We start from the raw sequence: 25,672 nt of genomic DNA, 5'->3' as shown, positions 1-25,672 counted from the left end.
CTGTGCGGCAGGATGGGGGACATGCTCCGTACCGCGCGCACTCTGCTGCCCCTGGCGTTGCTGCCGCTGCTGCTCACGGGCTGCGGGAGCGAGAAGGTCGTCGCGGTGCCCCGCGAACCCCTCGCGCCGAGCCCCGACCGGGCTCAACTCCACGCCCGCGCCAAGGCACTCGGTCTCGCTCCGGGACTCGTCTACGTCACCGAGTCCCCCGGGTTCGAACTGGCCCGGCAGTCGGTCGGCGTGTACGGCGACGACGGCTTCTCCGCCGCCTACTGGTCCCGGCGGAACAGCGCCCAGCTCCTGCTCCTCGTCGACCGCGGCGCGATGACCGCCGAGAACTGCCCCGAACAGCCCCTCGGCCAGGGCACCGGTACGACGGTCGACTGCGTGCGCGACGGCGGCGCCTGGTACCGCACGTCGGCGGGGCAGCACGAGTACGCCCTCCAACGCGGTGACCACGTCGTCCGGATCAGCGCGGTCACGGCCGCCGTCGACCGTGACGTCCTGCGGGCCGCCGCCCGCGCCGCCCACCGCCCCACCGACGCCGAACTGGCCTGCCTCCTCCCGCCCCCGCACCACACGCCGCCCCCGCGCGACGGGACGCCCGTCGAACGCGGCGACCTGCCCCCGGTCGGCGACGGAGCACCCGACAACGACGTCGGCGCGTCAGGCTGATACGAGGACCCGGCCTTCCCTGACGCGCCTGCGGGAGGCATCGCCGGGACGACCGGGTCCACGGACCGAACGCGTGCGCTACTGCAACGCGTGCGCTACTGCGGCGTACCGCCCGGCTGCGGGCCGAACGCCGTCATGAACTGGTCGCGGAACTTGTCCATGCGCCAGACCGGGGTGTCGGACGCGGGCTTGAGGCCGTCCGTCCAGCCCCAGTCGTCGATCTTCTCCAGCACCTTCGGGTCCTGCGCGACGACCGACACCGGCACGTCGTGGCTCGGATTGTCGCCGGTGACCGTCTTGTTGGGCTGGTGGTCACCGAGGAAGATCAGGACCGTGTCCTTCGAGCCGTACTTGGCGACGAAGTCGACGATGCTGCTCACCGAGTACTGGATGGTCTTGCGGTACTCGTCACGGACGTCGAGGGGGTTCTTCCAGACCTCCTTGGGGTCCTTGCCCTCGGCCTTCTGCAGACCGTGGTAGACCGACCCGTCGCCGATCTCCTCCTCCGGGATCGTCCGCGGGATGGGCGCCCACGGGTTGTGGCTGGAGGTCAGGATGATCTCCGCCATCATCGGCTTGCGGCCCTCCTTGCCGTACTCCAGCTCCCGGAACGCCTTCAGCGTGTACTGGTCCGGCATGGTCGACCAGCTGAACTTCGGCCCCTGGTAACCCAGCTGGTCCGAGTCGTAGATGTGGTCGAGACCGAAGAACTTGCCCTCCGGCCACGCCTTCTGGGTGCCCGGCACGATCCCGACGGTGCGCCAAGCGCCGGTGCGGCGGAACGCCTCGGTGAGGGTGAGCCGGTCGCCCGCGACGAGGTGGTTGTAGCGCGACTGGTTCTTGATCCACAGTCCGGACAGGAATGTGGAGTGGCCGAGCCAGCTGCCGGCACCCGTGATGGGGGAGCGCAGCCAGCCGCTGCGCGACGCGTACCCGGCGTCCTTCAGCTCCTGCGTCTTCTGCGCGAGCGTCTCACTCAGCGGCTCACCCATCTGCGGGTTGTCGATCGCGGAGCGGCCGTAGCTCTCGATGAACGTGATCAGCACGTCCTTGCCGCGCAGCCCCGTCAGCAACTGGTCCGGCGGCACGTCGGCGAAGGCGTCGACGGCGGCCTGCTTCTCGAACGCCTCGCCGTCCTTCAGCCCGTCGCGCACCGACTCGATGCGGTTCTCCACGAGCGTGGCCGCGCTGTGCGAGGCCAGTGGTACGTCCGCGACCTCCAGGGTCAGCGTGGAGCAGGTGATCCAGACGGTGCCGAGGACGAGGAGCGTACGGCTCGCGGTGTGCCGGTCGCGTTCCATCAGCCGGCTGATCCGCCGGACGGCGAACGTCGTCAGGAACGGCAGGGCGAGCACCAGCGCGATCACACCGACCGTCGCGGCCTGCGCCGCCGTGTTGCCGAGCGAGTCCTTCATGAACGACCGGGCGTTGTCCAGCAGGGGCCAGTCCAGCACCAGGTCGAACGGCCGGTCGAGGGTCCAGTACGACCCCATGTCCAGCACTTTGACGATCATCAGCAGGCCGAGCACCGCGCCGATGACCACCACGGCCGTGCGCCGCGCCTTAGGAGGCAGCACCAGCAGCAGCGCCGCGCCGAGGATGCCCTCCGCGGGGATCCGCAGCAGCCGGCCCACCTCGAACTTCGTCATGTCGTTCGGCACGAGCAACGCGAACATGACGAACGCGATGGCCAGCCCGGTCCCGACCCAGTCGAGCACCCGCGCCCGCCGCGGATGCCGCCCCCGCCAGCCGTGGCCGCCGACAGCCCCCTCGACGCCAGCCGCCGCCGCGGCCTTCGACCCCGGCTCGGTCTGCGGCTCGACTTCGGGCGTCGGCTCCGGTTCGGTCTGCGACTCCGCTTGGGTCTGCGACTCCGCTTCGGGCTTCGCGTCAGGTCCGGGCTTCGCGTCCGGTTCAGGCTTCGCGTCCGGTGCGGGCTTCGGCTCGGCTTCCGTCTCGGGTGCCGTCTTGCCCGCCGTCTCGGTTGCCGTCTCGCCTTCCGGCTCGGCTTCGGCCTCCGCCTTCGAATCGGCCTCCGCCTCCGCCTTGGCCTCAGCTTCGGCCTCGGGCTCCGCCTTCCCCTTCGCCTCGCTCTTCGGGTCGACCTCGGTCTTCGAACCGGCTTCGGCCTCGGCGCCCGGCAAAGGATCCGTGTCCGCCGCGGATGGAGGCCCCTCCTCGGACTTCGGTTTCGGCCCTGCTGCCTCGGCGGTGTTCTCGGGCGCGGTGTCGTCGTCCGGTGCGGGTGCCGGGCCCGGAAGCTGCGAAGAGCGTGTGTGCGACAACCCGAAGGTCCTTCCCTGTGGAACATGCTGGAGCTCTGTGCTGGTGGACGGAGCGAGCCGAGGAGCGGGACCGCCTTCGCACCCGTACGCCCATCACTATGCGTACGGTGCGACGACGCCCACCGTTCACCCGCGCTCAGGCCGTCCGCAACCCCTCCACGTGAACTCCGACACCATCCCACCCGGCGGTCAGGCCGAGCGCGGCGCCCCCGTGCTCGCCCGTTCCACCAGCCGCGTCGACAACTCCGTGCGTGTGCCCTCGGGTCGGTCGCCCTCCATCATCCCGGCGAGCAGCCGCAGTGCCGTCGAGGCCATCTCGGACAGCGGCTGGCGCACGGTGGTCAGGGCCGGGGTCGCCCAGCGGGACTCCGGCAGATCGTCGAAACCCACCACGCTGATGTCGTCCGGGATCCGCAACCCCCGCTCGGCCAGCGCCTGGTAGGCCCCGAGGGCCATCCTGTCCGAGCAGACGAACACCGCGGTCGGCGGTTCGGGCAGGTCCAGCAGCTGGAGCATGCGGTGGTGAGCGGTGGTCTCCATGAAGTTGCCGTAGCGGACGTACTCCGGCCGGTACGGGACACCCGCGGCCATGAGCGCCGAGCGGTAGCCCGCCACGCGCGCGCTGCTGCACATCTTGCGCCGATACCCGGCGATCACGGCGACCCGCTCGTGCCCCAGGGCCAGCAGATGCTCGGTGGCGGTCATCCCGCCCTGCCAGTTGGCGGCGCCCACCGACACCACGCCCGGCGGGGGTTCGAGCACCGGGTCGATCAGGACGAACGGAATGCGGTGCTGGTCGAGCCAGGAGTACTGGGCGGGGGACAGCTCGGCCAGGTTGAACAGCGCCCCCGCCGAGCCCCGGGCGATCAGCTTGTCGAACCAGCCGCGCTCCGGGCGGGCGCCCCGGGTCCGGCTGAGGCCCGCCGAGACCACCACCTCCAGGCCGGCGTCGTGCGCCGCCTGCTCCACGCCGTGCAGTACCGCCCCCGACCAGGAACTCTCCAGCGAGTGCACCACCAGGTCGACCATGCGCGGTGGCTTCGACGCCTCGAACCTGGGTCTGCGGACATAGCCGAGCCGGTCCAGCGCCTCGGTGACGCGGCGCCTGGTCTCGGGGGCCACGTCCTGCCGGCCGTTGACCACTTTCGAGGCCGTCGGCACGGACACCCCGGCCTCGCGCGCCACCACCGCCAGCGTCGGCCCGGCCGTCGCGCTCCCGCCACGCACCATCGCGACTCCACCTCTCAGGCCCCGTCCCGAGGGCCGGTGAAATATTCGATTAGCAAGCGCTCTCTACCGTAAGGCCAACTCAACACGGCGGGAAGGAGAGCGAATCGGAGGGCGGCCCCCTAGTGGCGGACGCCGCCCGGGCCGCTTACTTCTTGACTTCCGGCAGGTCCCAGCGGGCCAGGTCACGCAGCCAGGCGGCGGCCGAACTGTCCGACGGTGCCCTCCAGTCGCCGCGCGGTGACAGGGAGCCGCCGGCCAGGACCTTCGGCCCGTTCGGCATGGCCGAGCGCTTGAACTGGGCGAACGCGAAGAAGCGTTGGCAGAAGTACTCCAGCCAGTGCCAGATCTCCGGCAGGTCGTACGCCATCCGCTCGCCCTCGGGGAACCCGGGGGGCCAGGCGCCCGCCTCCGCGTCGTGCCAGGCGTGCCAGGCCAGGAACGCGATCTTCGACGGCCGGAAGCCGTAGCGCAGCACATGGAACAGCGTGAAGTCGTGCAGCGCGTACGGGCCGATCTTGGACTCCGTGGACTGGAGTTCCTCGCCGGGCACCAGCTCCGGGCTGATCTCCGTGTCCAGGATCGCGGCCAGCGTCTCGTTGGTGTCCTCGTCGAACTGGCCGCTGCTGATGACCCAGCGGATCAGATGCTGGATCAGCGTCTTCGGCACACCGGCGTTGACGTTGTAGTGGCTCATCTGGTCGCCGACGCCGTATGTGCACCAGCCGAGCGCCAGCTCCGACAGGTCGCCGGTGCCGAGGACGATGCCGCCGCGCTGGTTGGCCAGCCGGAACAGATAGTCGGTGCGCAGCCCGGCCTGCACGTTCTCGAAGGTGATGTCGTACACCGGCTCGCCCGACGAGAACGGGTGGCCCATCTCCTTCAGCATCAGCCGGGCGGTCGGTGTGATGTCCAGCTCCGCCGCGGTGACCCCGAGGGACCGCATCAGCTTGTGCGCGTTGCCCTTGGTGTGCTCGCCGGTCGCGAACCCGGGAAGCGTGAAGGCCAGGATGTCGCTGCGCGGGCGGCCCGCCCGGTCCATCGCCCGAGCGGCGACGATCAGCGCGTGCGTGGAGTCCAGGCCGCCCGACACCCCGATCACGATCTTCGGGCTGCCGATCGACGCCATGCGCTGCTGGAGGCCCGCGACCTGGATGTTGTAGGCCTCGTAGCAGTCCTGGGCGAGCCGGGCGGGGTCCGACGGCACGAACGGGAACCGCTCGACCCGGCGCCGCAGCCCGAGGTCGATGGTCGGCGGGTCGAGCCGGAACAGCACCTCGCGGAACGCGCCGGTACGCTCGGACAGCGTCCGGCGGTTGTCGTCGAACGTGCCCATCCGGTGCCGGGACTGCCGCAGCTGGTCGAGGTCGACGTCGGCCACCGCGCACTGGTCGCCCGCGGGGAACCGGTCGGTCTCGGCCAGCAGGGTGCCGCTCTCGTAGATCATGGTCTGGCCGTCCCAGGACAGGTCGGTGGTCGACTCGCCCTGCCCGGCCGCCGCGTACACGTACGCGGCGAGGCAGCGGGCCGACGCCGACCGGCACAGCAGTCGCCGGTCCTCGGCCCGGCCGACCGTGATGGGGCTGCCCGACAGGTTGACCAGGACGGTCGCGCCGGCCAGCGCGGCCTCCGCGCTGGGCGGCACCGGCACCCACATGTCCTCGCACACCTCGGCGTGCACCACCAGGCCGGGGATGTCCTCGGCCGTGAACAGCAGGTCGGGGCCGAACGGCACCTCCGCGCCGGCGACCCGGATCGTCCCGCCGCGCTCGTCGTCGCCTGCGGCGATCTGGCGCTTCTCGTAGAACTCACGGTAGTTCGGCAGGTACGACTTGGGTGCGATGCCGAGGATCCGCCCGCGGTGCACGACCACCGCGCAGTTGTAGATCCGGTGCCGGTGCCGCAGCGGGGCGCCGAGGACGAGCACCGGCAGCAGGTCCGCCGACCCGGCGACGACCGTCCGCAGTGCCGCCTCGACATCGTCGAGCAGCGCGTCCTGGAGCAGCAGGTCTTCGATCGAGTAGCCCGACAGGCACAGTTCGGGGAAGACGGCGACGGCGACACCGTCCTCCGCGCAGCGGCGGGCCTGCCGCAGCACCGCCTCCGCGTTGGCCGGCGGGTCGGCGATCGCCGCGTGACCGGTGCAGGCGGCGACCCGCGCGAAACCGTGCTGATAGAGCGACCAGAAATTCACCGGTTTCCTCCGTGGACGTCCCGGTGTTCGGCCGGGGAGGACGTGCGCTCCTGCGGAGCGGGGTGGGGAGCCGGAACGCCGTCCAGGCGATCGGGCGTCTTCGCCGCCGGGCCGAGGGCGACCTCCAGCAGATGGATGATCTCCGAGTTGAGGGACCGCCGATCGGTCCGGGCTCGCTCCACGAGACGTTCGTGGAGGTCAGCGGGCAGGCGGAGAGAGATCCGCTTCTCAGGATCCATGCTGAGATGATGCCACGGTGGCATCGCGACGGCGTTCCGGGGATGCCGGCGGGGACGGCGTGCTCGGAGGGGTCGGCGGATCCGCGGAGGCCGCTGGGCGGGGCCACCCCGTGGAGGGAAGGCGTCGACGCTCACCTCTCGGAGTCGGGCCAGGCCGCCGCAAGTGCTCGGCGGTCGGGGAAACGGGGGCCGGGGAGCGTGTCCCGGGTGGGTTCGCCGTTGAGCCAGCAGATGTGCTCGGGGGCCCCGTCGCCGGTGTCGAACAGGCAGCACACGCCTCCGGCGTCGGCGGTGAGGTCGGTGAACAGCTTCCTGACGCTGGCCGACCGTGCGAACAGGCGGCTCATGTCCGACGTCGCCGCCGAGCAGTCCACCGACGCGTAGCCAGGGTGCAGCTGTGACTGGAACCGGATCGTCGCGTAGATGTACCCGATCTGGATGCGCCCGTCCGCCTCGGGTCGAGGGCCGCTCGTCCGCGCGTACTCGCGTAGTGCGTCGTCGGCGTCGAAGAGGAGGGACGTGTCGAGTTCGAGTGTGTCGCTCGTGGAGCAGTCGACCGGATCGCTCTCGAATCGGGACGTGAACGGGAGGACGAGCCGGTCACCGCCGGGCAGGGTGACCTCAAGCGACCGCCCGGCACGGGAAGTTGGCGCCCGTTCGGCCATCGCGGTCAACAACTTGGCGACGTTCCGAGGACGCAGATGGATGTCATAGCTGTAGATGAGCCCCACGTTTCCCCCTGTCCCCGGACCGAACGCACCCTCTCACGAGCCGCCCTTGGCCGCTTGCGGGTTGACGGGCTTCGGCGCATGGCCGGAACGTCGCCGACGATCGGCAGACTTGGCGGACCGGGCCATGTGCAGCGGGCACGCGGCCGAGGAATCTCACGGGGTGCGTCGGTGGATCTCAGCTCAGTGATCATCGCTGTGGCAGGCGTCGCGGGAACGCTGGGAGGGGCACTCCTCACCCAGCGCGGCACCGAACGAGCCAAGCGCCTGGAGATGGAGCTCGTCCGGGACCACGAGGAGGCCCGCGAGAACCGTTCGCTGCGGCGTACCTGCTACGCGGAACTCAACCGGGACGCCCGCCAGTTCACCACCGCCCTCAACAGTCACCTGCACGTCCTGAGAGAACGTGGTGTGGAGCAGGCCGAGATCGACGCGCTCGAAGAGGCGAAGGCCGCGCACCGCGACCGGTACTCCGAAGCGCAGATGATCGCCCCCGAAGAAGTGCTCAGGCGGGCGAACGCCGTCAACCAGGCCCTGAACAAGGTCTACGGCCAGGTCAAGCGCCTGGAACGCGGTGCTCCCGAACCGGGCGAGACGATCGAGACCGCCGCCCGGGCCCAGTACGAGGTCTGGGAGACGCTCCGTGCCCTGAGAACCGCGATGCGCCGTGACCTCGGCGTCTCCCATGAGGAGGGAGAGCCGACATCCCCGTGAACGTCTCCTACCGTAGATCGTTCCGGAGGACCGCGCGATCGCGACAGAGCGCTGAAATCGGTTACCTGAGGCAGTCGGCGGCCGCGACCACCTCGGCCGCGGCGCACTCCTGTACGCCAAATAGCCGCCAAGGACCCCGCAGGACCGGAATACCGCGAGGGGATGTGGTGCTCTGATCTGGACGGCGGTTCACGAGCGAGCGGGTGTGAGGAGCTGGTGAGCGTATGACGGCAGACCGGCCGGATCCCGTGGTCCGCACACCGTACGGAGACGTCCGCGGCAGGTACGCCTACGGGGAGGGGTACGAGGACGGGATCGCGGTCTTCCGCGGCATCCCGTACGCGGCCCCGCCCTTCGGCCCCCACCGGTTCCGCCCGCCCGTGCCGCCCGAGCCCTGGGACGGTGTCCGCGACGCGGGCGCCTTCGGGCCGACCCCGCCGAAACCGGCCTACTCGGAGGCCTTCGCCCGCTATCTGACCGACCCCGTCGTCGCGGGCGACGACTGCCTCAACCTCAACGTATGGACGCCGGAGCCAGGCCCCGGGGCCCGGCTCCCCGTCCTGGTCTGGATCCACGGCGGCGCCCTGACCAGGGGCTCGTCGATGATCCCGGTGTACGACGGCAGCGCCTTCGCCCGCGACGGCGTGGTCCTCGTCTCCCTCAACTATCGCCTCGGCGTCGAGGGATACGGTCTCTTCCCGGACGCCCCGCCCAACGCCGGACTGCGCGACCAGCTCGCCGCGCTGGAATGGGTCCGGGATTCGATCACGGAGTTCGGCGGCGACCCCGACCGGGTGACCGTCTTCGGCCAGTCGGCGGGCGCCATCAGCATCGGCGCCCTGCTCGTGGCCCCCCGCGCCCGGGGCCTGTTCCGCCGGGCCGTGCTGCAGAGTGGGCCGCCCGAAGCCCTGGACCGGGACAAGGTGCGCCGCATGGTGCGCCGGATGGCCGCCCGGCTGAAGGTGCCGGCCACGGCCGCGGCCTTCGCCGACGTGGACCGTGCCCTGCTCGCCGAGGCCCAGGCGGAGGTCGGCCGTCTCAGCAGCCCGGTCCTGGGCGGCCCCGCCTTCGGCATCGTCGTCGACGGAGAGTTGGTGCCGCGCGACCCGCTGAAGGCCCTCGTCGAGGACGGCGCCGCCCACGACGTCGGCCTGCTCCTGGGGTGGACCCGCGACGAGCACCGCCTCTGGCTGGTCCCCGGCGGCCTCCAGGAGCGCCTCGACCGTCTCGGCGCGGTCGCCCTGGCCGGTGCCCGCGCCCGCTGCCACTGCGGCCCCGAGGTCCCCCGCCGCTACCGCGAACTCCACCCCGACCTGAGCCCCGCCGACCTGGCCGGCCGGCTCGTCACCGACCACCTCCTCCGCGTCCCCCTGCATCGCGTGGCGGACGCCCGCCCCGCCGACGCGCCGACCCACGTCTACGAGTTCGCCTGGCCGTCGAACCTTCCCGGCCTCGGCGCCTGCCACGCCCTGGAGCTCGGCTTCGTCTTCGACACCGGCGACACCGCCGCCTCCGCGAAACTCGCCGGCGAGGACACCCCCCGCGCCCTGGCCACCACCCTGCACGACGCGTGGGTCCGCTTCGCGACGCACGGCGACCCCGGCTGGACGCCCTGGGACGCCACCCACCCCGTGCGGGTCTTCGACGACCCGGACGACCGACGCATCGCCCTCGGCCCCTACGACCGCGAGCTGGCCCTCTGGGCGGAGGACGCGCAACGCCCACGCCGAACCCAGGGCACAGGAACGTTCACGACCTCCGGCGGAGCCCCACTCCCGACCCTCCGCCGCTTCCGCCGTGCGCCCTGAACCGGCCGGGGGGAGCCTCCCGGGGAGGGACCTCCCGGGGCGAGCGTCCGGGCCGTGAGTCTCCGGTGCGGCGGTGCGGCGGTGCGGCGGTGCGGCGGTGCGGTGGGGCGGTGGTGAGAGGTGAGGGGCGGTGCGGCGGCTGTCCGGCGGTGCGGTGAGGCGGCGGTGCGGCGGTGTGGCCAAGGCTCAGTGTGGCGGCGGCGTCGCGGCGCGGGCGGGCTCGCGGGTTGCTCGCCTTTGCCTTGGCGCCCGATCGGCGGTTATTGACCGGCGCGTCCGCCGGGCCGGCCGGTAGCTTGGGCCGCGCTGAAGAGGGCCGACAAGCCGGCAAGGGCCGACAAGGATGGGCAAGGACCGACGCGGGCCGGCGAAAGCCGACGCGGGCCAGTGAGGCCGAGTTTCATCGAAGTCCTCCCACGGTGAAGGCGGCACGGTGGTCTTGCGCCCAGGTGGCGTACGTGCGTGCCGGGCGGCCCAGCAGCCGCCGCACGGTGTCGGTGGTGGGCCCGGCTTCGCGGGCGTAGTCGGCCAGCGAGCCGAGCAGCCGGTCGGGTACCTCGTCGGGCAGGCCGGCGGCGAGCATGCCGCGGCGGATCTCGTCCGGTGCGGCCTCGCTGAAGAACAGCGTCCGGTCGAGCGCCGCACCGAGCGCGGCGACCTTCTCCGGCTGACTCAGCGACTGCTCTCCGGTGAGCAGGTATGTCTGACCGCGGTGCTGCGGGCGGGTCAGAGCGAGGGCGGCCACCGCGGCGATGTCACGCTCGTCGACGGTCGAGGTCCTCGCGTGCGGGTATGCCCCCCGCACGGTCCCGGTCGCCCGGATCTGCCCGGCCCAGGCCAGGGTGTTGGCGGCGAAATCGGCGCAGCGCAGGATCGTCCAGTCCAGGCCGCTCCCCCGGGCGATGTCCTCGACCGCGTGGAACTGCTGCCGGAAGCGCGCGTGCCCGGCCGGGTACTGCACGGTCACGGCGGACAGCACGACCACCCTTGCCGCACCCGTCTCGCGGGCTCGGGCCAACAGGTCGACGGCGGTGGGACCGGCGGCACGCGGGCTGAGCAGGATGGCCTCCACGCCGTCGAGGGCGGGAACCTTCGCGGGGTGGACGAGCTGTGTCCCCGCGGGGAATGCGGCGTGCGGGTCGCGGGTGACAGCGGCGACTTCCGCTCCCCCCTCGACCAGGAGGCGGACGGTTTCCCGGCCGACGACGCCGGTGGCCCCGGTGATCAGGATCATGACTGAACCCCTCGTGGGTGTGTCGATAGTCGATCTTGCGCGGTGGACGAGCGCGGTTCGTGTCGCGGGAGAACGTCACGGACGAGCCGTGCGCCGGAACCATCGGCATGCGCCACTGAAACCTCCGGTCCCGCCCTGGAGGCTGGTCCGGAGATCACTGGGTTCTACGGGCCTGCTTCACTTCCTGGTCGACGGCCCAGGCGTCGGCGACCGGGCCGAGGTGGCTGAGCTTGTCGGGGTTGATGACCGCGCGGATCGTCTGGATCTGCCCGTCGAGTGTGTCGAGGGCGAGGATGTGGAGGATCTTGCCGTCGCGGTCGCGGAAGCACGCGCCCGGCTGGCCGTTGACCTCGTGCGGTTCGAACGTGATGTCGATCCGGGCCATGAGCGGGTAGACGGTGGCGAGCAGCCTGGCCACGTTCTCGGCGCCGGTGACGGCCCTTGCCAGCTGCGGTGCCTTGCCACCGCCGTCCCCGATGAGCTGGACATCGGCGGACAGCAGATTCCGCAGTCCGTCCACGTCTCCCCGCGTCAGTGCCTCGAAGAACCGCCTCGCCAGCTCCTGCCGCTCCTGGCGGTCCGCTTCGAACCGGGGCCGTCCCTCGTGCATGTGGCGGCGTGCCCGTACGAGGAGCTGTCGGCACGCCGCCTCTGAGCGCCCCACCGCGGCGGCGATCTCGTCGAAGCCGAAGGCGAAGACCTCCCGCAGCACGAACACGGACCGCTCCAGCGGACTGAGCCGCTCCAGGAGCAGCAGCGCCGCCATGGACACCGAGTCGGCCAGCTCCGCCGCGCGGGCCGGGTCCTGGTACGGATCGTCCAGCAGCGGCTCGGGGAGCCACGGTCCGACGTACTCCTCCCGCCGCACCCGGGCGGAGCGCAGCACGTCGATGGCGATCCGGGTCACCGTGGCTGACAAGAACGCCTTGGCCGACACGGGCCTGGTGGTCGAGGCGTCGTAGCGGAGCCAGGTCTCCTGCACCGCGTCCTCCGCCTCGCCCACGCTGCCCAGGATCCGGTACGCGATCGAGAACAGCAGCGGCCGCAGTTCCTCGAACTCCTCGACCTTGCCCACGCCGACTCCCCCTTTGCGGTCTGTGTGCCCGGCCGGACCCGTGCCGGCGAGGCATCCTTCGAAGATCATTCGATGTGTGGGCGGAACAGACAACGCTCGTGCCGCGACCGCCCTGCCCGCTCTGACCACGGGGTCCTGGCCCTGGCAGGCCTGACCCGGGCCAGGGTGCGCTGGTGGTTCAGTGGAACTGGCCGACCTGGTAGTCGCCGGCCGGCTGCTGGGTGATGATGTTCAGCCGGTTCACCGTGTTCATGAACGAGACCAGCAGCACGAGGGCCGTGAGCTGGTCCTCGTCGTAGTGCTGAGCGGCGCGGGCCCACACGTCGTCGCTGACCCCGGTGGCTGCGTCCGCGACCCGGGTTCCCTGCTCCGCCAGCTCCAGCGCGGCGCGCTCGGCCGCGGTGAAGACCGTCGCTTCCCGCCAGGCCGCGATCAGGTTCAGCCGCACGGGGCTCTCGCCGGCCGCGGCGGCTTCCTTGGTGTGCATGTCGATGCAGACGGCGCAGCCATTGATCTGGCTCACGCGCAGCGCCACCAACTCCTGCGTCGTGGTCGGCAGCGGCGATTCCTTCAGCTCCCGGCCGACCGACATGAAGTACTTGAGGGCCTTGGCGGCGGCCGGGTTGGCGAAGTAGTTCAATCGCGCGTCCATCGTCTGCTCCTCCATGTTCGTCGATGCCTTCACCCCCGAGACGAGGCGGCCCTCACTCCTGTGACACGGAACGGTGTGACCCACGTCTCTCCGCCGTCCGGGTTCGGGCATGTCACAAGCCGAGTCGCTGCCTCGTCTCGGGTGCGGAAGCACAGTCCGTACCGAAGGGCTTCTGCGCAGCTTCATGGAAGGGCCCGCACTCGTTTGACAGCCCCGCTGGCTGACTTCGAGGCGCGGACGCGTCCGCTTCGGGTGGGGGCGGTCAGCCGGGGAGGGTGCCGCGTACGACGCTCGTGCCGGAATGGGCCGGGTTTCCGTCGTCCTCCTGTGCCGACACGTCGATCAGGGGGTAGCGGCCGAGGTCGATCCGTGCGGGGAGCGGCAGTGTGGCGGTGCCGTCCGGGCCGAGAACGCCCATCGCGACGAGCCGCGTGTGGGTACGGTCCATGAGCCACACCTCGTAGTAGCCGTCCGTGCGGGGCAGGCCGGTGACGGTCACCGTGACCTCGCGTTCGGCCTCGGGCCCGCGGACCAGGCGTACCGTCCCGGCCGCGTGGGGGACGGCCAGCGGGGCGAGGCGGTTCGCCGCGCTCGCCTCGGCTGCCGGCGGGCCGTCGTCGAGCCGCCACGCGGTGACGGCACTGCCCAGCAGCGCCCCCACGACGAGGCTCGCGGCGGCGATCAGCAGGGCGGGGCGGGGCGGCCACGCACGACCGCGGCCGAGGCCGCCACTACCGCCGTCGCCGGGTACGTCGCGACCACCGGGGCCGGGACGACCGTCGGCACCGCCGAGTTCGCCGGGTCCGTGGCGACCGCCCGGTACGTCGCGAACATCGGGTGCGTCGTGGACGTCGGGTGCGCCGGGTCCGGCCTGGGCCGTCGGGGTGGCGTCGGTCTCCGTCGGCCGCTGTGGGGCCGTGTCCCCGCCCAGGTGCGCCGCGATCGTGTGCCACACGGTGTCGGGCGGTGCGGTCAGGAAGTCGTCGGTCGACACGCCTCGGGCGGCACGGACCACGCGCCGCAGCTGGTCGAGTTCCTCGCGGCACCGCGGGCAACGGGCCAGATGGTCCCGCTGGCGTGGGGTGGGGCGGGTGTCGGCCCCGAGGGCGAGGTCGGTCAGCTCGTCGGCGTTCAGGTGCTTCGCCATGCTCCACCTCCCCTCGAAGCGGCGGTCGGAGCGGCGAGGGACTCGGCTGTTTTACCGTCCTGGGCTGTTTCACCGTCCTCGGCTGTTTCCTCGCCCTCGGCTCTCCTCCCGTCGTGCGCCGGGGCGGCGGCCGGCCGCTGTTCGGTCAGGGTCTTCTCCGCGTCGGACATGGGAGGCAGCGTAGGCGTGAGAGGGATGGCAGGGGCTGGACTCATCCGGTGGGGGTGACCGGGAGCGCCGTCACCACCAAGTTCCGCTGGTAGCCGCCTCGTTCCGCGTCGAACGGAGGCGCACAGGTGATCATCGTGAGGACCGGTCGGCCCGTCCTGGCGAACGCCGAGGCGGGCAGCCGGTCCTTGTCCACGCGGTCGCGGGCGACGACCCGGTATGTGACCGGCGGCGCGGCAGCCCGCCGTACGGTCACCTCGTCGCCCGCACGGACGTCGAAGAGGGCGGCGAAGGCACCCAGGTCGCCCGTGCGGGAGTCCACGTGTCCCACCATGACGGCGGAACCGGAGGGTTCCCCCGGCGCGGGGCCGAAGCGGTACCAGCCGACCGTCTCGGGATCCTCGGGGATGTCGGCGCTGCCGTCCGGGGCGACCCCACGGGGCTCGATCGCGGCGCGGAGACCGACGCGCTCGATGTCGAGCCGCCTGGGGACGGCGGAAGAGGAGGAGACGGGGCTCGCCGACGGCGTCGTCGTCGGCGGCGAGTCGGGGTCCTCCGCCCGGACGGGCGGGGCCGCGGGGGGCGACGCGGCCGTCCGGGCGTCGAAGTCCGTGGTCGGCGGCAGACTCTCGCGGGACGGCGCCAGTGCCAGCACCGTGGCTCCGGACACCGCCAGCAGCACGGTCAGGGCTGTCCGCAGTCGCTGCCGGAGCCACGGGGCCGGCCCGGTGTCAGGCACGGTCGCGGGACACCGCACGGCGGGCGGTGAGCGCGCCGGCAAGGCCGAGGAGGCCGAACCCGGCGGCGTACGCCGGCCATGCGTCGGGGTCGTTGGTCGCGCCGGCGTTCACACCCGAGGGCGTGGAGTGCATGCCGGTCAGGGTCTGCACCTTCAGCGCGAGGTTCTTGTCCTCGGCGCTGCCCCAGGCGTAGACGATGTTGGCGGTGCCCTCCTTGAGGTCGAGGTCGGCGGGACCGATGGCGACGTCGTCGGTGCCGGCGAGCACGACGTCCGCCGAGACGGTGCCGGCGTTCACGGTCGCCGTGTCCTCCTTCGGGTTGACGAGGTCCTTGAAGATGGGGGTGCCGCCCGCCCGGACGTCGACGGCCGGAGCCGCCGCGACATGACGGACCGTCAAGCGGGCTTTGCCTGCGGCCACATCGGAGGTGTCGTTCACGTAGGCGTCCAACTGCGGTGCGCCGTCGGCGTTCAGATGGGCCACGACGGTCGCGTTGGCCCCGGCGGGAACCTCGACCGTCTTCTGGATCGCGGGCTTGCCCTTCGGGTCCGCGCCGGCCTTGAACACCTTCAGGTCGTACGAGCCGGCGGGAAGAGGCTGTGGGTCGGTGAGCGTGCCCGGTTTGAAGTCGGGAATCAGTTCGTCGCCGTTGGCGTACACGTCGACGTCGAGGCCGGGTACGGCGTGGAACACGGAGACCATGGCCTGGTCGTCGTCGGCGGCGGTCGCGGTCGCGGCGCCGCCCAGGGCGAGCGCGCACAGGCCGAGAGAAGCCGCTGCCGCGACAGGGGTGCGGGAGATCATGACTGACTGTCCCTTCGAACGGCCCACTCCCTGTGAGTGAGTGCACGAGGTCTTCGGCGCGCGTCTCGGCGGAGGATGCAGATTCTTTCGCGGGTTCAACGAACTCCCTCATTTCGATGCGCTAACGCTGCACGTTGCGAGGGCGCATCGTTTCGACGGACGGTCGACGTGTCGTAGTCCTTCGACCTCGGAGCTCACCATGGCCACTGCCCGGCCCGACACATACCTGAGCGCCGACGTGGAGCGCACCCGTCCGCCCGCCCCCGGCCCCGAGCGGGTGCCCGGCCCCGAGCGGGTGCCCGGCCCGCTCCCGCCGTACGAGGAGACCGGCGACGACACCGAACTCGCCCGGCGGTTCCACGCCGGGGACGAGGAGGCGGTCGCCCTCGCGTACCGGCGGTGGGGCTCCCTCGTGTACACCCTCGCGCGGCGCTCCCTGAACGATCCGCGGGACGCCGAGGACGTCACCCAGCAGGTCTTCCTCGCCGCCTGGCGGGGACGCGCACGGTACCGGCCGGAGCGCGGAGCCCTGGGCGGATGGCTCGTCGGCATCACACGCCACGCGATCGCGGACGCGCACGCCGCACGGGCCCGCCGTGCCTACATCGAGGGCATGTCCGCGGCCCGGCAGGAGGAGGCCGTACGGCACTGGGGTGTCGACGAGAGTCAGGCCGCCGTCGACCGGGTCCTCGTCCTGCAGAAACTCCAGCACCTGACGCCGGTGCAACGGCGGCTGCTCGGCATGGCCGTCTACGGCGACATGACCCAGACCCAGATCGCCGAGCAGACGGGACTGCCGCTGGGCACGGTGAAGAGTCATATCCGCCGGGCCCTGCACTCGCTGCGGCGCGTGATGGAACCGTCCGCCTGATCCCGGCCGGACGGCCTGCCCCCGGGGGGTCGTCGCGGCGCGCATCCGTACACCTGTCGGACGGGGAATACCTCTCACGCCCCGAGGCCCGGGACATCGGCTACGCGCTGGAGGCACAGGATGAACGCGCACGAGGAACCCGGCGTGGTCGGGGCCGGCGTGACGACCGGGGTGCTCGCGCGCAGGCTCGGCATCTCTCCCACCACCCTGCGCTCGTGGGACCGCCGCTACGGGCTGGGACCGGCGACCAGGGTCGAGGGCCGGCACCGGCGGTGGACGGCCGAGGACGTCGCGATGGTGCGGGAGATGTGCCGACTGACGGCCGAGGGCCTTCCCCCGGCGGAGGCGGCCCGTACCGCCAAGGCCCAGGCGGCCCGGACCGGCGACCCGGCGGCCCCCGCCGCCGACACTCCGCCCGCAGGCCCGCCTCCCCGTCCCCTCGCACCGGTCGGGGAGCCGTGGCCCCCGAAGGACGCGGCGCCCGTGGACGCGGCCCCCGTGCACCCGGAGGCCCCCGTGGGCGCGGCCCCGATGGACACGCCGTCCGTGGAGGACTTGCGCCGACGGGGTCGAGGGCTGGCCCGGGCGGCGGTCCGTATGGACGCCGAGGCCGTGCAGGAGCAGATCACGGCGACCGTGGAGTCGTACGGCCTGCTGGCCGCGTGGGAGGAGGTCCTGATCCCGACGCTGCGCTACGTGGGGCGGAGATGGGAGTCCTCCGAGGACCGGTACGTGGAAGTGGAACACCTCCTGTCCTGGCACATCTCCGTGGCCCTCCGCCACGCCTACGCGCGCGCCGCGGCCCGCAACAGAGCCGCCGACACCCGCCCCGTCCTGTTGGCGTGCCTGCCGGGCGAACAGCACACCCTCCCGCTGGAGGCGCTCACCGCCGTACTCGCGGAGCGCGGCCGGCGCGTCCTGATGCTGGGCGGCTCGGTGCCGGTCGAGGCACTGGAGGCCACGGTGCGGCGGGTCGCCCCGGCCGCCGTGGCCCTGTGGTCGCAGTCCCGGAGCACCGCGGACCTCCCTCTCGCCCGCCACCTCGCCGCGATCCGCTGGGGCATCCACGGCGCCCGCACCCGCAGCCACGTCCTGCTGTGCGGCCCGGGATGGGGCCTGCGCTCGGATTCCGACCTCCTGCGCCCCTTCGGACTGACCGACGCCGTCCGGATCATGACGTCAGCCGGCCGCCCCGGCGAGGACAAGCCTGCGGCGGACCAAGGGCAGGGGCGGGTGCAGGAGCCGGTGTGATCCGCGCCGGAGTCCGTGCGGGCATCGGCCCGAGGATCCGGCCCCCACACGTGCCCGCCCATGCGGCCCGCCCACGCGGCTCCCCCCGCTCGGCCCACGCGTTCGGCCCGCCCGCTCGGCCCACGCATCCGGAGACGCTCCCGGTGCGGAAGAACGCATGGTCACCCTGTGAGCCGACCGTCGAGCGGACCACCGTCCGGCCCGGACAGTGGTCTCAGCCCGGCGTTGCGGAGACTCCCCGCTCTGCCGCCCAGGTGCGCAGGGCGGCTTCGGCTTCCTCGCGGGAGACGGGGCCGTGGTCGACGTGGAGTTGCTGGAGGTGGCGGATGGCCCCGCCTACCGTGCGGCCCTGGGGTATGCCGAGCAGGGCGATGATCTCCTTGCCGTCGAGGGGCACCGGGACGCCGGGCAGCCGCTCATGGGCGGCTCGCTCGGCCGCCGCGCGCTCCCTGGCCTCGCGCCTGGCCTGCTCTCCGGCGTGCCACGCGTCGTAGTCGTCCGCGTCGTACGCCTCCAGGGCGGCCCGGCGCCAGTCCTCCTCGTCCCGCCCTCGGCCGAGGCCGACTTCCGCGAACAGATCGTGGTGGTCCGGCGCGCCAGGGCCGGCCGGCACCACGCCGAGCAGGGCGAGCGCCGCGTTGATCGGCCAGTCCTCCCGTGGACCGCTGAAGTCCGAGGTGTGGACCGGTCCCCATTCCCGTACGCCGGCCCGCCACAGGGCGGCGGTCTGATCCCCGTCGCCGCCCCAGAAGTCCGCTTCGACATGGGCCACCGGTCCGCCCCGCGACAGGTCACGGAGGAGGCGTGGCAGGTCACCGCGGAGCTCGGTGGTGAGCGGCAGCAGCCCCAGGCGCCCCGCGAGCGGGGCGACCACCGCCCCCGTCGCTCCTTCGGCCCAGCGCCGCATGCGGTCGAAGTCACTGATGGCAGCGTCGAGTCGGTACGACATCCGAGCACGGTAGCGCCTGCCGGTCCGGGGCTCAGTCCTGGGAGCGCAGGAGGGCGGGGGTGGGTGCGGGGTCCTGGCCGGGGGTGAGTGCCGTCTGGCTCGCGCGGCGGCGGGCGGCCAGGGCCTCGCGGGCCGCCTCGCGGGGGTGGCGGCGTCGCCAGTACGGGTTGTCGTGGGGCAGTTTGCTCGACACCCGGCCGTACATGCCGAAGCAGGCGATGAGCAGCCCCATCGCGAAGCTGAACATGACGTTGGACATGCCGAAGTCCAGGACGTTGGCGGGGCGGTCCAGGACGAAGAGGTGGAGGAAGCCGCTGAGCAGGAACAGCGTGCCGACGGTCATGTTGAGCGTGGAGGCGAGGTTGCCGCCGACCACGGCGCCGCCGATCAGGGCGAGGCCCACGACGACGGAGATCAGGCTGAGCACCCCGTTGGTGGACATCCCGGAGATCCGGGTCCCGTCCGTGTCGAAGGGGGTGAGCTGGTCCGCGAAGCCCAGACAGCCGAAGACCAGCAGGATGACACCGCACAGGCCGGCTCCGTACCGGTACACCCGGGCCAGCCGGTGGTCGACGGGGAGTTCATCGCGAAGCCTCATGACGTGTCCTCTCCTCTGCGGCCGGATCGTCGTGGCATCCGATCGTCTTTCATCCCTATTTCCGTCGATATGAGGCATACGGTTGCAGCGTGTTCCGGCGCATCCGGGGGATGGTCCGCGCCGGAAACACCGGTGGCTTCCCGTGCGGACCCAGCCCTCTCCGGGGCCGCGGAGAAGAGGAGACGTTGGCATGGCCGTCCCCCACTGGCTGTTCGGCGACCAGCTCGGGCCGCACTTCCTGACGGGGCGTTCCGACGCGCCCGTGGTGATGATCGAGGCCCGCTCGGTCCTCCGGCGCCGCCGCTTCCACCGGGCCAAGGCCCACCTCGTGCTGTCCGCGATGCGCCACCGAGCCGCCGAACTCGGCGACCGGGTCCGCTACGTCCGCGCCGAGACCTACCAGCAGGGGTTGCGCGATGCGGTCGGAGACGGCCCGGTGACGGTGCGCCACCCCACGTCGTACGCGGCACTACGGCTGGTGAGGTCGCTGGAGTCCCTGGAGTCGGTGACCGTGCTGCCCGCACGCGGGTTCCTCGTCCCGCACGACGACTTCCGTGCCTGGGCCGACGGGCACGGGGGCGGGCGGCTGCGGCAGGAGGACTTCTACCGGTGGGTGCGGCGCTCCCACGACCTGCTGATGGACGGTGACCGACCGGCGGGCGACCGGTGGAACCACGACCACGACAACCGTGAGCCCCCGCCGAAGGGGGCGCGCACCCTGGGTGCCCCGCCGCCCTACCGCCCTACGGAGGACGAGATCGACGACGAGGTGCGCCACGATCTCGACCGCTGGGAACGCGAGGGCTCCGTCGCCTTCGTCGGCCGGGACGGTCCTCGTCTGTTTCCGGCCACCCGGCGTGAGGCGCTGGCCGCGCTGCGCCGGTTCGTCGAGCACCGGCTGGCCGGCTTCGGCCCGTACGAGGACGCGATGCTGGCGGGGGACCCGGTGATGAGCCACAGCCTGCTCTCGTCCTCCCTCAACCTCGGCCTGCTGGATCCGGCGGAGTGCGTGGAACGCGCCGAGGACGCGTGGCGGGCGGGGCGCGCCCCGGTCAACAGCGTGGAGGGATTCGTCCGCCAGGTCGCCGGCTGGCGCGAGTATGTCTGGCAGCTCTACTGGTACTTCGGCGAGGACTACCGCCACCACAACGCCCTACGGCACCACGAGCCGCTCCCCGGTTGGTTCCTGGAGCTGGACGCGGACGCGGTGCGGGCGCGCTGCCTGGCCACGGTGCTGGCCCAGGTGCGGGACACCGGATGGACGCACCACATCCCCCGGCTGATGCTGCTGGGCAGTCACGCCTTGCAGCGCGGCTGGGACCCGATGGCGGTGACGGACTGGTTCCACCGCAGCTTCGTCGACGGCTACGACTGGGTGATGATCCCCAATGTCGTCGGGATGTCGCAGTACGCCGACGGTGGGCGCATGACGACCAAGCCGTACACGTCCGGCGGCTCGTACGTGAACCGGATGAGCGATCTGTGCGGCGGATGCGTCTACCGGCCGGGTGAGCGGACCGGCGACCGGGCCTGCCCCTTCACCACCGGCTACTGGGCCTTCCTGCACCGGCACCGGGCCCGCCTGGAGCGCAACCCCCGGATGGCACAGACGGTCCGCGGCCTGGACCGCCTGGCAGACCTGGACGAGGTACTCCACCGAGAAGCCAGCCGCGGCGACACCCCACACTGACGCCGGCGACTCCCTTAGCCCCGCAAGTCGCTCAGCACCTCGCGTGCGGCCCGTGCGCCGGAGGCCAGTGCGCCCTGGACGGAGCCGGTGGCGCGGTGGTCGCCGCACACGTAGCGGCCCGGTGCCACGCGCGTGGTGCGGGTCAGCGGCTGCGGCGGAGGCATGGCGGGCAGCGCGTCCTCGACGCTGCGGACGGCCAGCAGGGTCCAGCCGTCCGTGCCGGTGCCGTACGCCTCACCGACCGCCGCCCGCACCCGCCCCTCCCGCTCCTCCCGGTGCACCTGGTCCTCCCGCCCTCCCCAGTCCCCCCGACCTTCCCGGCCCTCTCCGTCCCCGTCGAGCACCGACGTGGCGACGAGGGCGTGGCCGGGTGGGGCGTACTCGGGTGCGACATCGCTGAGGACGCAGGTGTTGAGGAAGCGGCGGCGGGCGTCCACCAGCAGGGTCGGCTCGCCCAGGGGGGAGCGCGGGGCTACGTGGTAGTACGTCGTCACGGTGCGGTAGTCGGGCAGGGTGACCTCGGGCAGCAGCCCGGGGACGGAGCCGGGGCCGGTGGCGATCACGACCGCGCGGGCGGGGATCTCCCGGCCCCCGGCCGTCAGCACCCCGTCGTCCGTCAGCTCCGCCACACCGCTCTCCAGCCGCACGGCATCCGGCGGCAGGGCGGCCGCGAGTGCCCGCGGAACCGCTCCGACGCCCGCGGTGGGCAGGAACAGCGTGCCGCGCAGCATGCTCCGCCACACCAGGTGGAACACCCGGGCGGAGGTCTCCAGGTCGTCCTCCAGGAACACCCCCGACAGGAAGGGGCGGAAGAAGCCCTCGACGAACGCCTCGGAGAACCCGGCGTCCGCGAGTGCCGTACGGGTGGTGGTGTCCGCGCGCCGCTTGAGCCGGCCGGGCGGCGACAGCATGGCGCGGGCGGACAGCACACCGAGTGCGGCCAGGTCACGGGGCCCGGCGAGGCGGCCCGGCAGCAGGTCGGGCAGTGTGCGGGGGCGCCGGGTGGGGTCGCTGAAGCGCAGGCGGCCGGAGGGGCCCTGGACCAGGACGCCGGGTGTGAAGGGCCGCAGCCTCAGGTCCCTCAGGGGGAGGCGGCGCCGTAGCTGGGGGTAGGACGTGTTGACGACCTGGAACCCGCGGTCCACCACGAACCCCTCGACCCGGTCCGTACGCATCCGGCCGCCGACCCCGTCACCGGCCTCCAGCACCCGTACCCCGACACCGGCCGCCAGCAGATCCCGGGCGCACGCGAGCCCGGCGACACCGGCTCCCACGACCAGTACGTCCGTCGCGTCCGTAGCGTCCGTCGCGTCCTGGGCTGGGGACACACGACCACCTCTCCCGTCCGCCGGCGCGGCCCCGTGCCGCTCCCTCAACGGAGTGTTCCGCGCGGGACCGGTCCACGGATGCGTTCGCCCCGCGCACTGGGCCGGACGGGTCGGGTCCGTCCCCCTGCGCCTTCGCGAGGAAGTCGACCGGCAGCGACTCGCCCATGACGGCCGAGGCGATGATGGCCGGGGCGATGACGGCCGGGGCGACGAAGAGGCCGCCTAGGGACGCGGAGGAAGGCCCGCAGGAGCCCCGCCCGCGGCCTCGGGCGAGGTGGCCGCGCGGAGTTCGCTGGGCGGCATGCCGTAGGCGGTGCGGAAGGCGCGGGTGAAGTCGGCGGGCCGGGGGAAGCCCCAGCGGGCGGCGATGGAGTGGATGGGCTCGGTGCGTAACGCCGGGTCGACGAGGTCGCGGTGGGCGCGCTCCAGCCGCTGCTCGCGGATGTACGCGGCGACACCGACGCCCTCGGCGCGGAAGAGGGCGTACAGACGGCTGCGGGAGATGTGGTGGGCGGCGGCGATCGCGGCGGGGGTCAGTTCCGGGTCCGCGAGATGACGGCGGACGAACGCCTTGATCCGCAGCATCAGCGTGCGGTCGTAGGCCTCCGCCGGCATCAGCGGATCGGCGTCCAGCGTGTGGGCGAAGGCGGCGGTGACCAGGTCGGCGACGACGGTGCCCAACCGGGGGGCGTCCTGCGGCTGGTACGGGCCGGTGTCCGCGGTCAGGTTCACCAAGAACTGCGACAGCAGCGCGCCGACCCCCTCACGGCCCGATATCGGCCGCCCCACCGCCTGATCGGCCCGGCTCGCGGGCAGCGCCACCAGCGCCCGGGGGATCTCCACGCCGACGATGGTCACCGGGTCGGAGCCGGTGAAGACGTCCCACGACCGCGACGAACTGTTGACGTGGATGTCGCTGAGCCCGTACGTGACCTCCTGTCTGCCCCAGGTCGCCCTGCCCTCTCCGCGCAACAGCAGGGAAAGGTGGTAGACCTCGGGGTCGGACTGGCGGACGAGCTTCGGCGTGCGGCGGAAGACCAACGAGTCGAACGTCGCCGGCCACACCATCACGTCGCCCAGCCCGATCAGCCGCTGGTGCACGCGGTAGTCCGCCGCGCGGTCACTGGACAGGTCCAGGGGAGCATGCGTGCGGCCCATGCGTTCCGTCCACGCGTCGAACCGGTCCCCCGGAGGCAGATCCTGGGAGCGGAACACCGACTCTGGCAACATCGGCGCAGTCAATCACAGGGCCCCGAACCGGCGGAGCGGGCCCTCAGCCGCGGGCCTACGCCGAACCGGGCGCGTCGGCGTGCGCGGTGAGGAGCGGCTGGAAGAACCCCGTCTCCCGGGGCGTGCGCCAGCGGACGTCCGCGAAGCCCGCGTCGGACACCAGGCCGGCCAGCCGGTCGGGTCGCAGCGCCCAGTACGTGGTCCGGCGGACCTGGACGCGCCATTCCCCGTCCGCCGGGAGGAGTTGGAAGTGCTCCAGGTCGTACCGCTCCCCGTCGTCGTGCCAGTGCCACAGCTGGAAGGTGATCGTCCGCTGTCCGCCGCCCTCCGGCAGATGCACCTGGGGAGGCGTCGACGAGGGCCGGTCCCGCAGGAGTTCGTCGTAGGGGCGTGTGCTGAGCAGCAGCCGGCCGCCCGGGCGCAGCACGCGCCGCATCTCCGTCAGGGCGGTACGGACGTCCGGCTCCGTCAGGAGATGGGGAAGGGAGTTGTCCGCGCAGACCACCGCGTCGAACCGGGCGTCGGTGAACGGCAGGCGCCGCATGTCGGCGGCGGCGGTGACCAGCGGCAGCGACCGCCGGGCGCCCTCACGGGCGGCGCGGGCGGCGGCGCGGGCACTGAGATCGGTCCCGACGACACGATGCCCGCGCAGCGCCAGCCCGACGGCCTGGGTGCCGATGCCGCACGAGCAGTCCAGCACTACCGCCCGCTCCCGCCCCAACAGGCCGTCCAGCGCCTCCCCCTGACGGCGGGCGCTCGCCTCCCAGTCCGCGTAGATCAGGTGGTAGTCGTCGGCCAGTTCGTCGTAGAAGCGCGCCACCGAGGTCTCGGACATGCACCGAGGTTAGGCCGTGTCCGACCCTCGCCGTCCGCCTCGCGACGCCGTGCACGCTCCCTCAAGCCCTTCGGGCAGGGGGACCCCCACTCGCCGCACCGGCTGGATCCCCGCGGGGATCGGCGTCTGCGGCCGCCGCCACGGATCCACTGATCAAGGCCGACGGCGTCAGGTCAGCACCTCGGCGATCGCCGAGATCGCCGCCGGTCCCACTCGGCAGCATCCCCCGATCAGCCGTGCCCCGCCGGTCCGCCAGCCCTCGACCTCCGCCGCGGTGAACCGGGACCGGCCGGTCCACTCCCGTGCGGACGCGTCCCAGGCCTCACCGCTGTTCGGGTAGACCACCACCGGCTTGCCGGTGACCCGGGCCGCCGTCGCCACCGCCGCGTCGACGTCCTCCGGGGCGCAGCAGTTCACGCCCACCGCGACGACCTCCTCGGCGTCGGCGGCCAGGGCGAACGCCTCCTCCAGCGGCTGCCCGGCCCGCGTCCGCTCCCCGGCCACGGTGTACGACAACCACGCCGGCACCCCGAGCCCGCGCACCGCCCGCAGCAGCGCCTCGGCCTCCTCGGCGTCGGGCACCGTCTCCAGGGCGAGGACGTCGGGCGCGGCGGCGGCCAGTACCTCCAGCCGAGGCCGGTGGAACCGCTCCAGCTCGGCGACGCTCAGCCCGTATCGCCCCCGGTACTCGGAGCCGTCCGCGAGCATTGCCCCGTACGGGCCGACCGAGGCCGCCACCCACAGGGGTCGCCCGGCGCCCTTGGCCCGCGCCTGTCGGGCCGCGTCGCGGGCCAACTCCACGCTGAGGCCGAGGAGTTCGGTGGCCCGCCCGGCGTCGATGCCGCGCTTGGCGAAGCCCTCGAAGGTGGCCTGGTAGCTGGAGGTGATCGCCACGTCGGCGCCCGCCTCGAAGTAGGCGAGGTGGGCCTCGGTGATCGCCTCCGGCCGCTCGGCGAGCAGCCGGGCCGACCACAGCTCGTCGCTCAGGTCGTGCCCGGCCGATTCGAGCTGATTGGACATGCCGCCGTCGAGGACGAGCGGGCCGGCGGCGAGCGCCTCGCCGAGGGCGGGGGAGGGGACGGAGGAGGGGGAGGGACTCCCCGGGGCGTTGCGGGTCATACGACGACGGTAATCGAGCCACGGCCGTGCTCCCGAACCGAATGTGTCCACCTTATGAACAGATTGACCACCATGTGGAACGCCGGGATACGATCACGGCCCTCCCCGTCC

General features: G+C 72.6%; 22 protein-coding genes and 1 pseudogene. 6 read left to right on the top strand and 17 right to left on the bottom strand.

Annotated features, from left to right (window positions below; genetic code table 11):
- Positions 1-21 precede the first annotated feature (21 nt).
- Positions 22-675 (top strand): hypothetical protein, encoded by a 654-nt coding sequence (locus tag M8J73_RS00570; RefSeq protein ID WP_249828087.1) that lies wholly within the window; start codon positions 22-24, stop codon positions 673-675.
- 95 nt (positions 676-770) lie between these two features.
- Here the strand turns inward: M8J73_RS00570 and M8J73_RS00565 are convergent, their stop codons facing one another.
- The 5 genes and pseudogenes from M8J73_RS00565 to M8J73_RS00545 form a co-directional block, all read right to left on the bottom strand.
- Positions 771-2,960: a hypothetical protein gene (locus M8J73_RS00565; RefSeq protein WP_055540828.1), complete on the bottom strand. Its 2,190-nt coding sequence runs from the start codon at positions 2,958-2,960 to the stop codon at positions 771-773.
- Between the two features lie 189 nt (positions 2,961-3,149).
- A complete protein-coding gene (locus M8J73_RS00560) occupies positions 3,150-4,190 on the bottom strand; it encodes a LacI family DNA-binding transcriptional regulator (protein WP_055540829.1) in 1,041 nt (346 codons plus the stop codon).
- A 145-nt stretch (positions 4,191-4,335) separates the two neighbouring features.
- On the bottom strand, positions 4,336-6,381 hold the full coding sequence (locus M8J73_RS00555) for an NAD(+) synthase (RefSeq protein WP_055540830.1): 2,046 nt from the start codon (positions 6,379-6,381) through the stop codon (positions 4,336-4,338).
- Positions 6,382-6,491: 110 nt separating this feature from the next.
- Positions 6,492-6,620, bottom strand: a pseudogene (locus tag M8J73_RS00550) (Arc family DNA-binding protein); the annotation flags it as partial.
- Between the two features lie 131 nt (positions 6,621-6,751).
- Positions 6,752-7,351, bottom strand: a complete 600-nt coding sequence (locus tag M8J73_RS00545; protein WP_055540831.1) for a hypothetical protein — start codon at positions 7,349-7,351, stop codon at positions 6,752-6,754.
- Positions 7,352-7,519: 168 nt separating this feature from the next.
- Between M8J73_RS00545 and M8J73_RS00540 the strand changes: the two genes are divergently transcribed.
- The gene (locus M8J73_RS00540) at positions 7,520-8,062 is read left to right on the top strand and encodes a hypothetical protein (RefSeq protein ID WP_240501564.1); all 543 of its coding nucleotides are present in this window, start codon (positions 7,520-7,522) and stop codon (positions 8,060-8,062) included.
- A gap of 224 nt (positions 8,063-8,286) precedes the next feature.
- Positions 8,287-9,870 carry a carboxylesterase/lipase family protein gene (locus M8J73_RS00535; protein WP_249828086.1) on the top strand — a complete coding sequence of 528 codons (1,584 nt, stop codon included), beginning with the start codon at positions 8,287-8,289 and terminating at the stop codon, positions 9,868-9,870.
- 400 nt (positions 9,871-10,270) lie between these two features.
- On the opposite strand, the gene M8J73_RS00530 is transcribed toward M8J73_RS00535, so the two are convergent.
- From M8J73_RS00530 to M8J73_RS00505, 6 genes are all read right to left on the bottom strand, one after another.
- Positions 10,271-11,104, bottom strand: coding sequence for an NAD(P)H-binding protein (locus tag M8J73_RS00530; protein ID WP_055540822.1), 834 nt, complete (start codon positions 11,102-11,104; stop codon positions 10,271-10,273).
- Between the two features lie 154 nt (positions 11,105-11,258).
- The gene (locus M8J73_RS00525) at positions 11,259-12,179 is read right to left on the bottom strand and encodes an RNA polymerase sigma-70 factor (protein WP_055540823.1); all 921 of its coding nucleotides are present in this window, start codon (positions 12,177-12,179) and stop codon (positions 11,259-11,261) included.
- Between the two features lie 178 nt (positions 12,180-12,357).
- A complete protein-coding gene (locus M8J73_RS00520; RefSeq protein WP_055540827.1) occupies positions 12,358-12,831 on the bottom strand; it encodes a carboxymuconolactone decarboxylase family protein in 474 nt (157 codons plus the stop codon).
- A 262-nt stretch (positions 12,832-13,093) separates the two neighbouring features.
- Positions 13,094-13,978 carry an anti-sigma factor gene (locus tag M8J73_RS00515; protein WP_055540824.1) on the bottom strand — a complete coding sequence of 295 codons (885 nt, stop codon included), beginning with the start codon at positions 13,976-13,978 and terminating at the stop codon, positions 13,094-13,096.
- Positions 13,979-14,189: 211 nt separating this feature from the next.
- A complete protein-coding gene (locus M8J73_RS00510) occupies positions 14,190-14,885 on the bottom strand; it encodes a class F sortase (RefSeq protein ID WP_055540825.1) in 696 nt (231 codons plus the stop codon).
- Entirely contained in the window at positions 14,878-15,690 is an 813-nt protein-coding gene (locus tag M8J73_RS00505; protein WP_055540826.1) for a DUF4397 domain-containing protein, read from the bottom strand. Before M8J73_RS00505 ends, M8J73_RS00510 begins: the two co-directional genes overlap by 8 nt.
- 199 nt (positions 15,691-15,889) lie before the next feature.
- Here M8J73_RS00505 and M8J73_RS00500 point away from each other — a divergent pair, with 199 nt between their 5' ends.
- Complete coding sequence (locus M8J73_RS00500; protein WP_249828085.1) at positions 15,890-16,561, top strand: RNA polymerase sigma factor; 672 nt, start codon at positions 15,890-15,892, stop codon at positions 16,559-16,561.
- Positions 16,562-16,681: 120 nt separating this feature from the next.
- Positions 16,682-17,812, top strand: coding sequence for a MerR family transcriptional regulator (locus M8J73_RS00495; RefSeq protein ID WP_055543205.1), 1,131 nt, complete (start codon positions 16,682-16,684; stop codon positions 17,810-17,812).
- 214 nt (positions 17,813-18,026) lie between these two features.
- Here the strand turns inward: M8J73_RS00495 and M8J73_RS00490 are convergent, their stop codons facing one another.
- Positions 18,027-18,761: a hypothetical protein gene (locus M8J73_RS00490; RefSeq protein ID WP_249828084.1), complete on the bottom strand. Its 735-nt coding sequence runs from the start codon at positions 18,759-18,761 to the stop codon at positions 18,027-18,029.
- A gap of 31 nt (positions 18,762-18,792) precedes the next feature.
- Positions 18,793-19,359 carry a DUF4383 domain-containing protein gene (locus M8J73_RS00485; RefSeq protein ID WP_249828083.1) on the bottom strand — a complete coding sequence of 189 codons (567 nt, stop codon included), beginning with the start codon at positions 19,357-19,359 and terminating at the stop codon, positions 18,793-18,795.
- A gap of 190 nt (positions 19,360-19,549) precedes the next feature.
- Here M8J73_RS00485 and M8J73_RS00480 point away from each other — a divergent pair, with 190 nt between their 5' ends.
- Positions 19,550-21,049 carry a cryptochrome/photolyase family protein gene (locus tag M8J73_RS00480; protein ID WP_055542955.1) on the top strand — a complete coding sequence of 500 codons (1,500 nt, stop codon included), beginning with the start codon at positions 19,550-19,552 and terminating at the stop codon, positions 21,047-21,049.
- Positions 21,050-21,063: 14 nt separating this feature from the next.
- On the opposite strand, the gene M8J73_RS00475 is transcribed toward M8J73_RS00480, so the two are convergent.
- The 4 genes from M8J73_RS00475 to mmuM form a co-directional block, all read right to left on the bottom strand.
- Positions 21,064-22,377 (bottom strand): NAD(P)/FAD-dependent oxidoreductase, encoded by a 1,314-nt coding sequence (locus M8J73_RS00475; protein ID WP_249828082.1) that lies wholly within the window; start codon positions 22,375-22,377, stop codon positions 21,064-21,066.
- Positions 22,378-22,599: 222 nt separating this feature from the next.
- The gene (locus M8J73_RS00470; protein WP_055542865.1) at positions 22,600-23,607 is read right to left on the bottom strand and encodes a helix-turn-helix domain-containing protein; all 1,008 of its coding nucleotides are present in this window, start codon (positions 23,605-23,607) and stop codon (positions 22,600-22,602) included.
- A gap of 55 nt (positions 23,608-23,662) precedes the next feature.
- On the bottom strand, positions 23,663-24,442 hold the full coding sequence (locus M8J73_RS00465; RefSeq protein ID WP_055542866.1) for a class I SAM-dependent methyltransferase: 780 nt from the start codon (positions 24,440-24,442) through the stop codon (positions 23,663-23,665).
- Positions 24,443-24,610: 168 nt separating this feature from the next.
- Positions 24,611-25,561, bottom strand: coding sequence for a homocysteine S-methyltransferase (mmuM, locus tag M8J73_RS00460; protein ID WP_249828081.1), 951 nt, complete (start codon positions 25,559-25,561; stop codon positions 24,611-24,613).
- Between the last annotated feature and the right edge of the window lie 111 nt (positions 25,562-25,672).

Source organism: Streptomyces neyagawaensis, assembly GCF_023516595.1.
Lineage (GTDB): Bacteria > Actinomycetota > Actinomycetes > Streptomycetales > Streptomycetaceae > Streptomyces > Streptomyces neyagawaensis.
This window is presented reverse-complemented; position numbering and strand designations above follow the sequence as displayed.

Coding starts and splice junctions, on each gene's coding strand:
- M8J73_RS00480 (WP_055542955.1), top strand. CDS start 19,550: ATGGCCGTCCCCCACTGGCTGTTCGGCGACCAGCTCGGGCCGCACTTC.
- M8J73_RS00490 (WP_249828084.1), bottom strand. CDS start 18,761: ATGTCGTACCGACTCGACGCTGCCATCAGTGACTTCGACCGCATGCGG.
- M8J73_RS00505 (WP_055540826.1), bottom strand. CDS start 15,690: ATGATCTCCCGCACCCCTGTCGCGGCAGCGGCTTCTCTCGGCCTGTGC.
- M8J73_RS00495 (WP_055543205.1), top strand. CDS start 16,682: ATGAACGCGCACGAGGAACCCGGCGTGGTCGGGGCCGGCGTGACGACC.
- M8J73_RS00530 (WP_055540822.1), bottom strand. CDS start 11,104: ATGATCCTGATCACCGGGGCCACCGGCGTCGTCGGCCGGGAAACCGTC.
- M8J73_RS00535 (WP_249828086.1), top strand. CDS start 8,287: ATGACGGCAGACCGGCCGGATCCCGTGGTCCGCACACCGTACGGAGAC.
- M8J73_RS00570 (WP_249828087.1), top strand. CDS start 22: ATGCTCCGTACCGCGCGCACTCTGCTGCCCCTGGCGTTGCTGCCGCTG.
- M8J73_RS00520 (WP_055540827.1), bottom strand. CDS start 12,831: ATGGACGCGCGATTGAACTACTTCGCCAACCCGGCCGCCGCCAAGGCC.
- M8J73_RS00515 (WP_055540824.1), bottom strand. CDS start 13,978: ATGGCGAAGCACCTGAACGCCGACGAGCTGACCGACCTCGCCCTCGGG.
- M8J73_RS00560 (WP_055540829.1), bottom strand. CDS start 4,190: ATGGTGCGTGGCGGGAGCGCGACGGCCGGGCCGACGCTGGCGGTGGTG.
- M8J73_RS00500 (WP_249828085.1), top strand. CDS start 15,890: ATGGCCACTGCCCGGCCCGACACATACCTGAGCGCCGACGTGGAGCGC.
- M8J73_RS00485 (WP_249828083.1), bottom strand. CDS start 19,359: ATGAGGCTTCGCGATGAACTCCCCGTCGACCACCGGCTGGCCCGGGTG.
- M8J73_RS00465 (WP_055542866.1), bottom strand. CDS start 24,442: ATGTCCGAGACCTCGGTGGCGCGCTTCTACGACGAACTGGCCGACGAC.
- M8J73_RS00470 (WP_055542865.1), bottom strand. CDS start 23,607: ATGTTGCCAGAGTCGGTGTTCCGCTCCCAGGATCTGCCTCCGGGGGAC.
- mmuM (WP_249828081.1), bottom strand. CDS start 25,561: ATGACCCGCAACGCCCCGGGGAGTCCCTCCCCCTCCTCCGTCCCCTCC.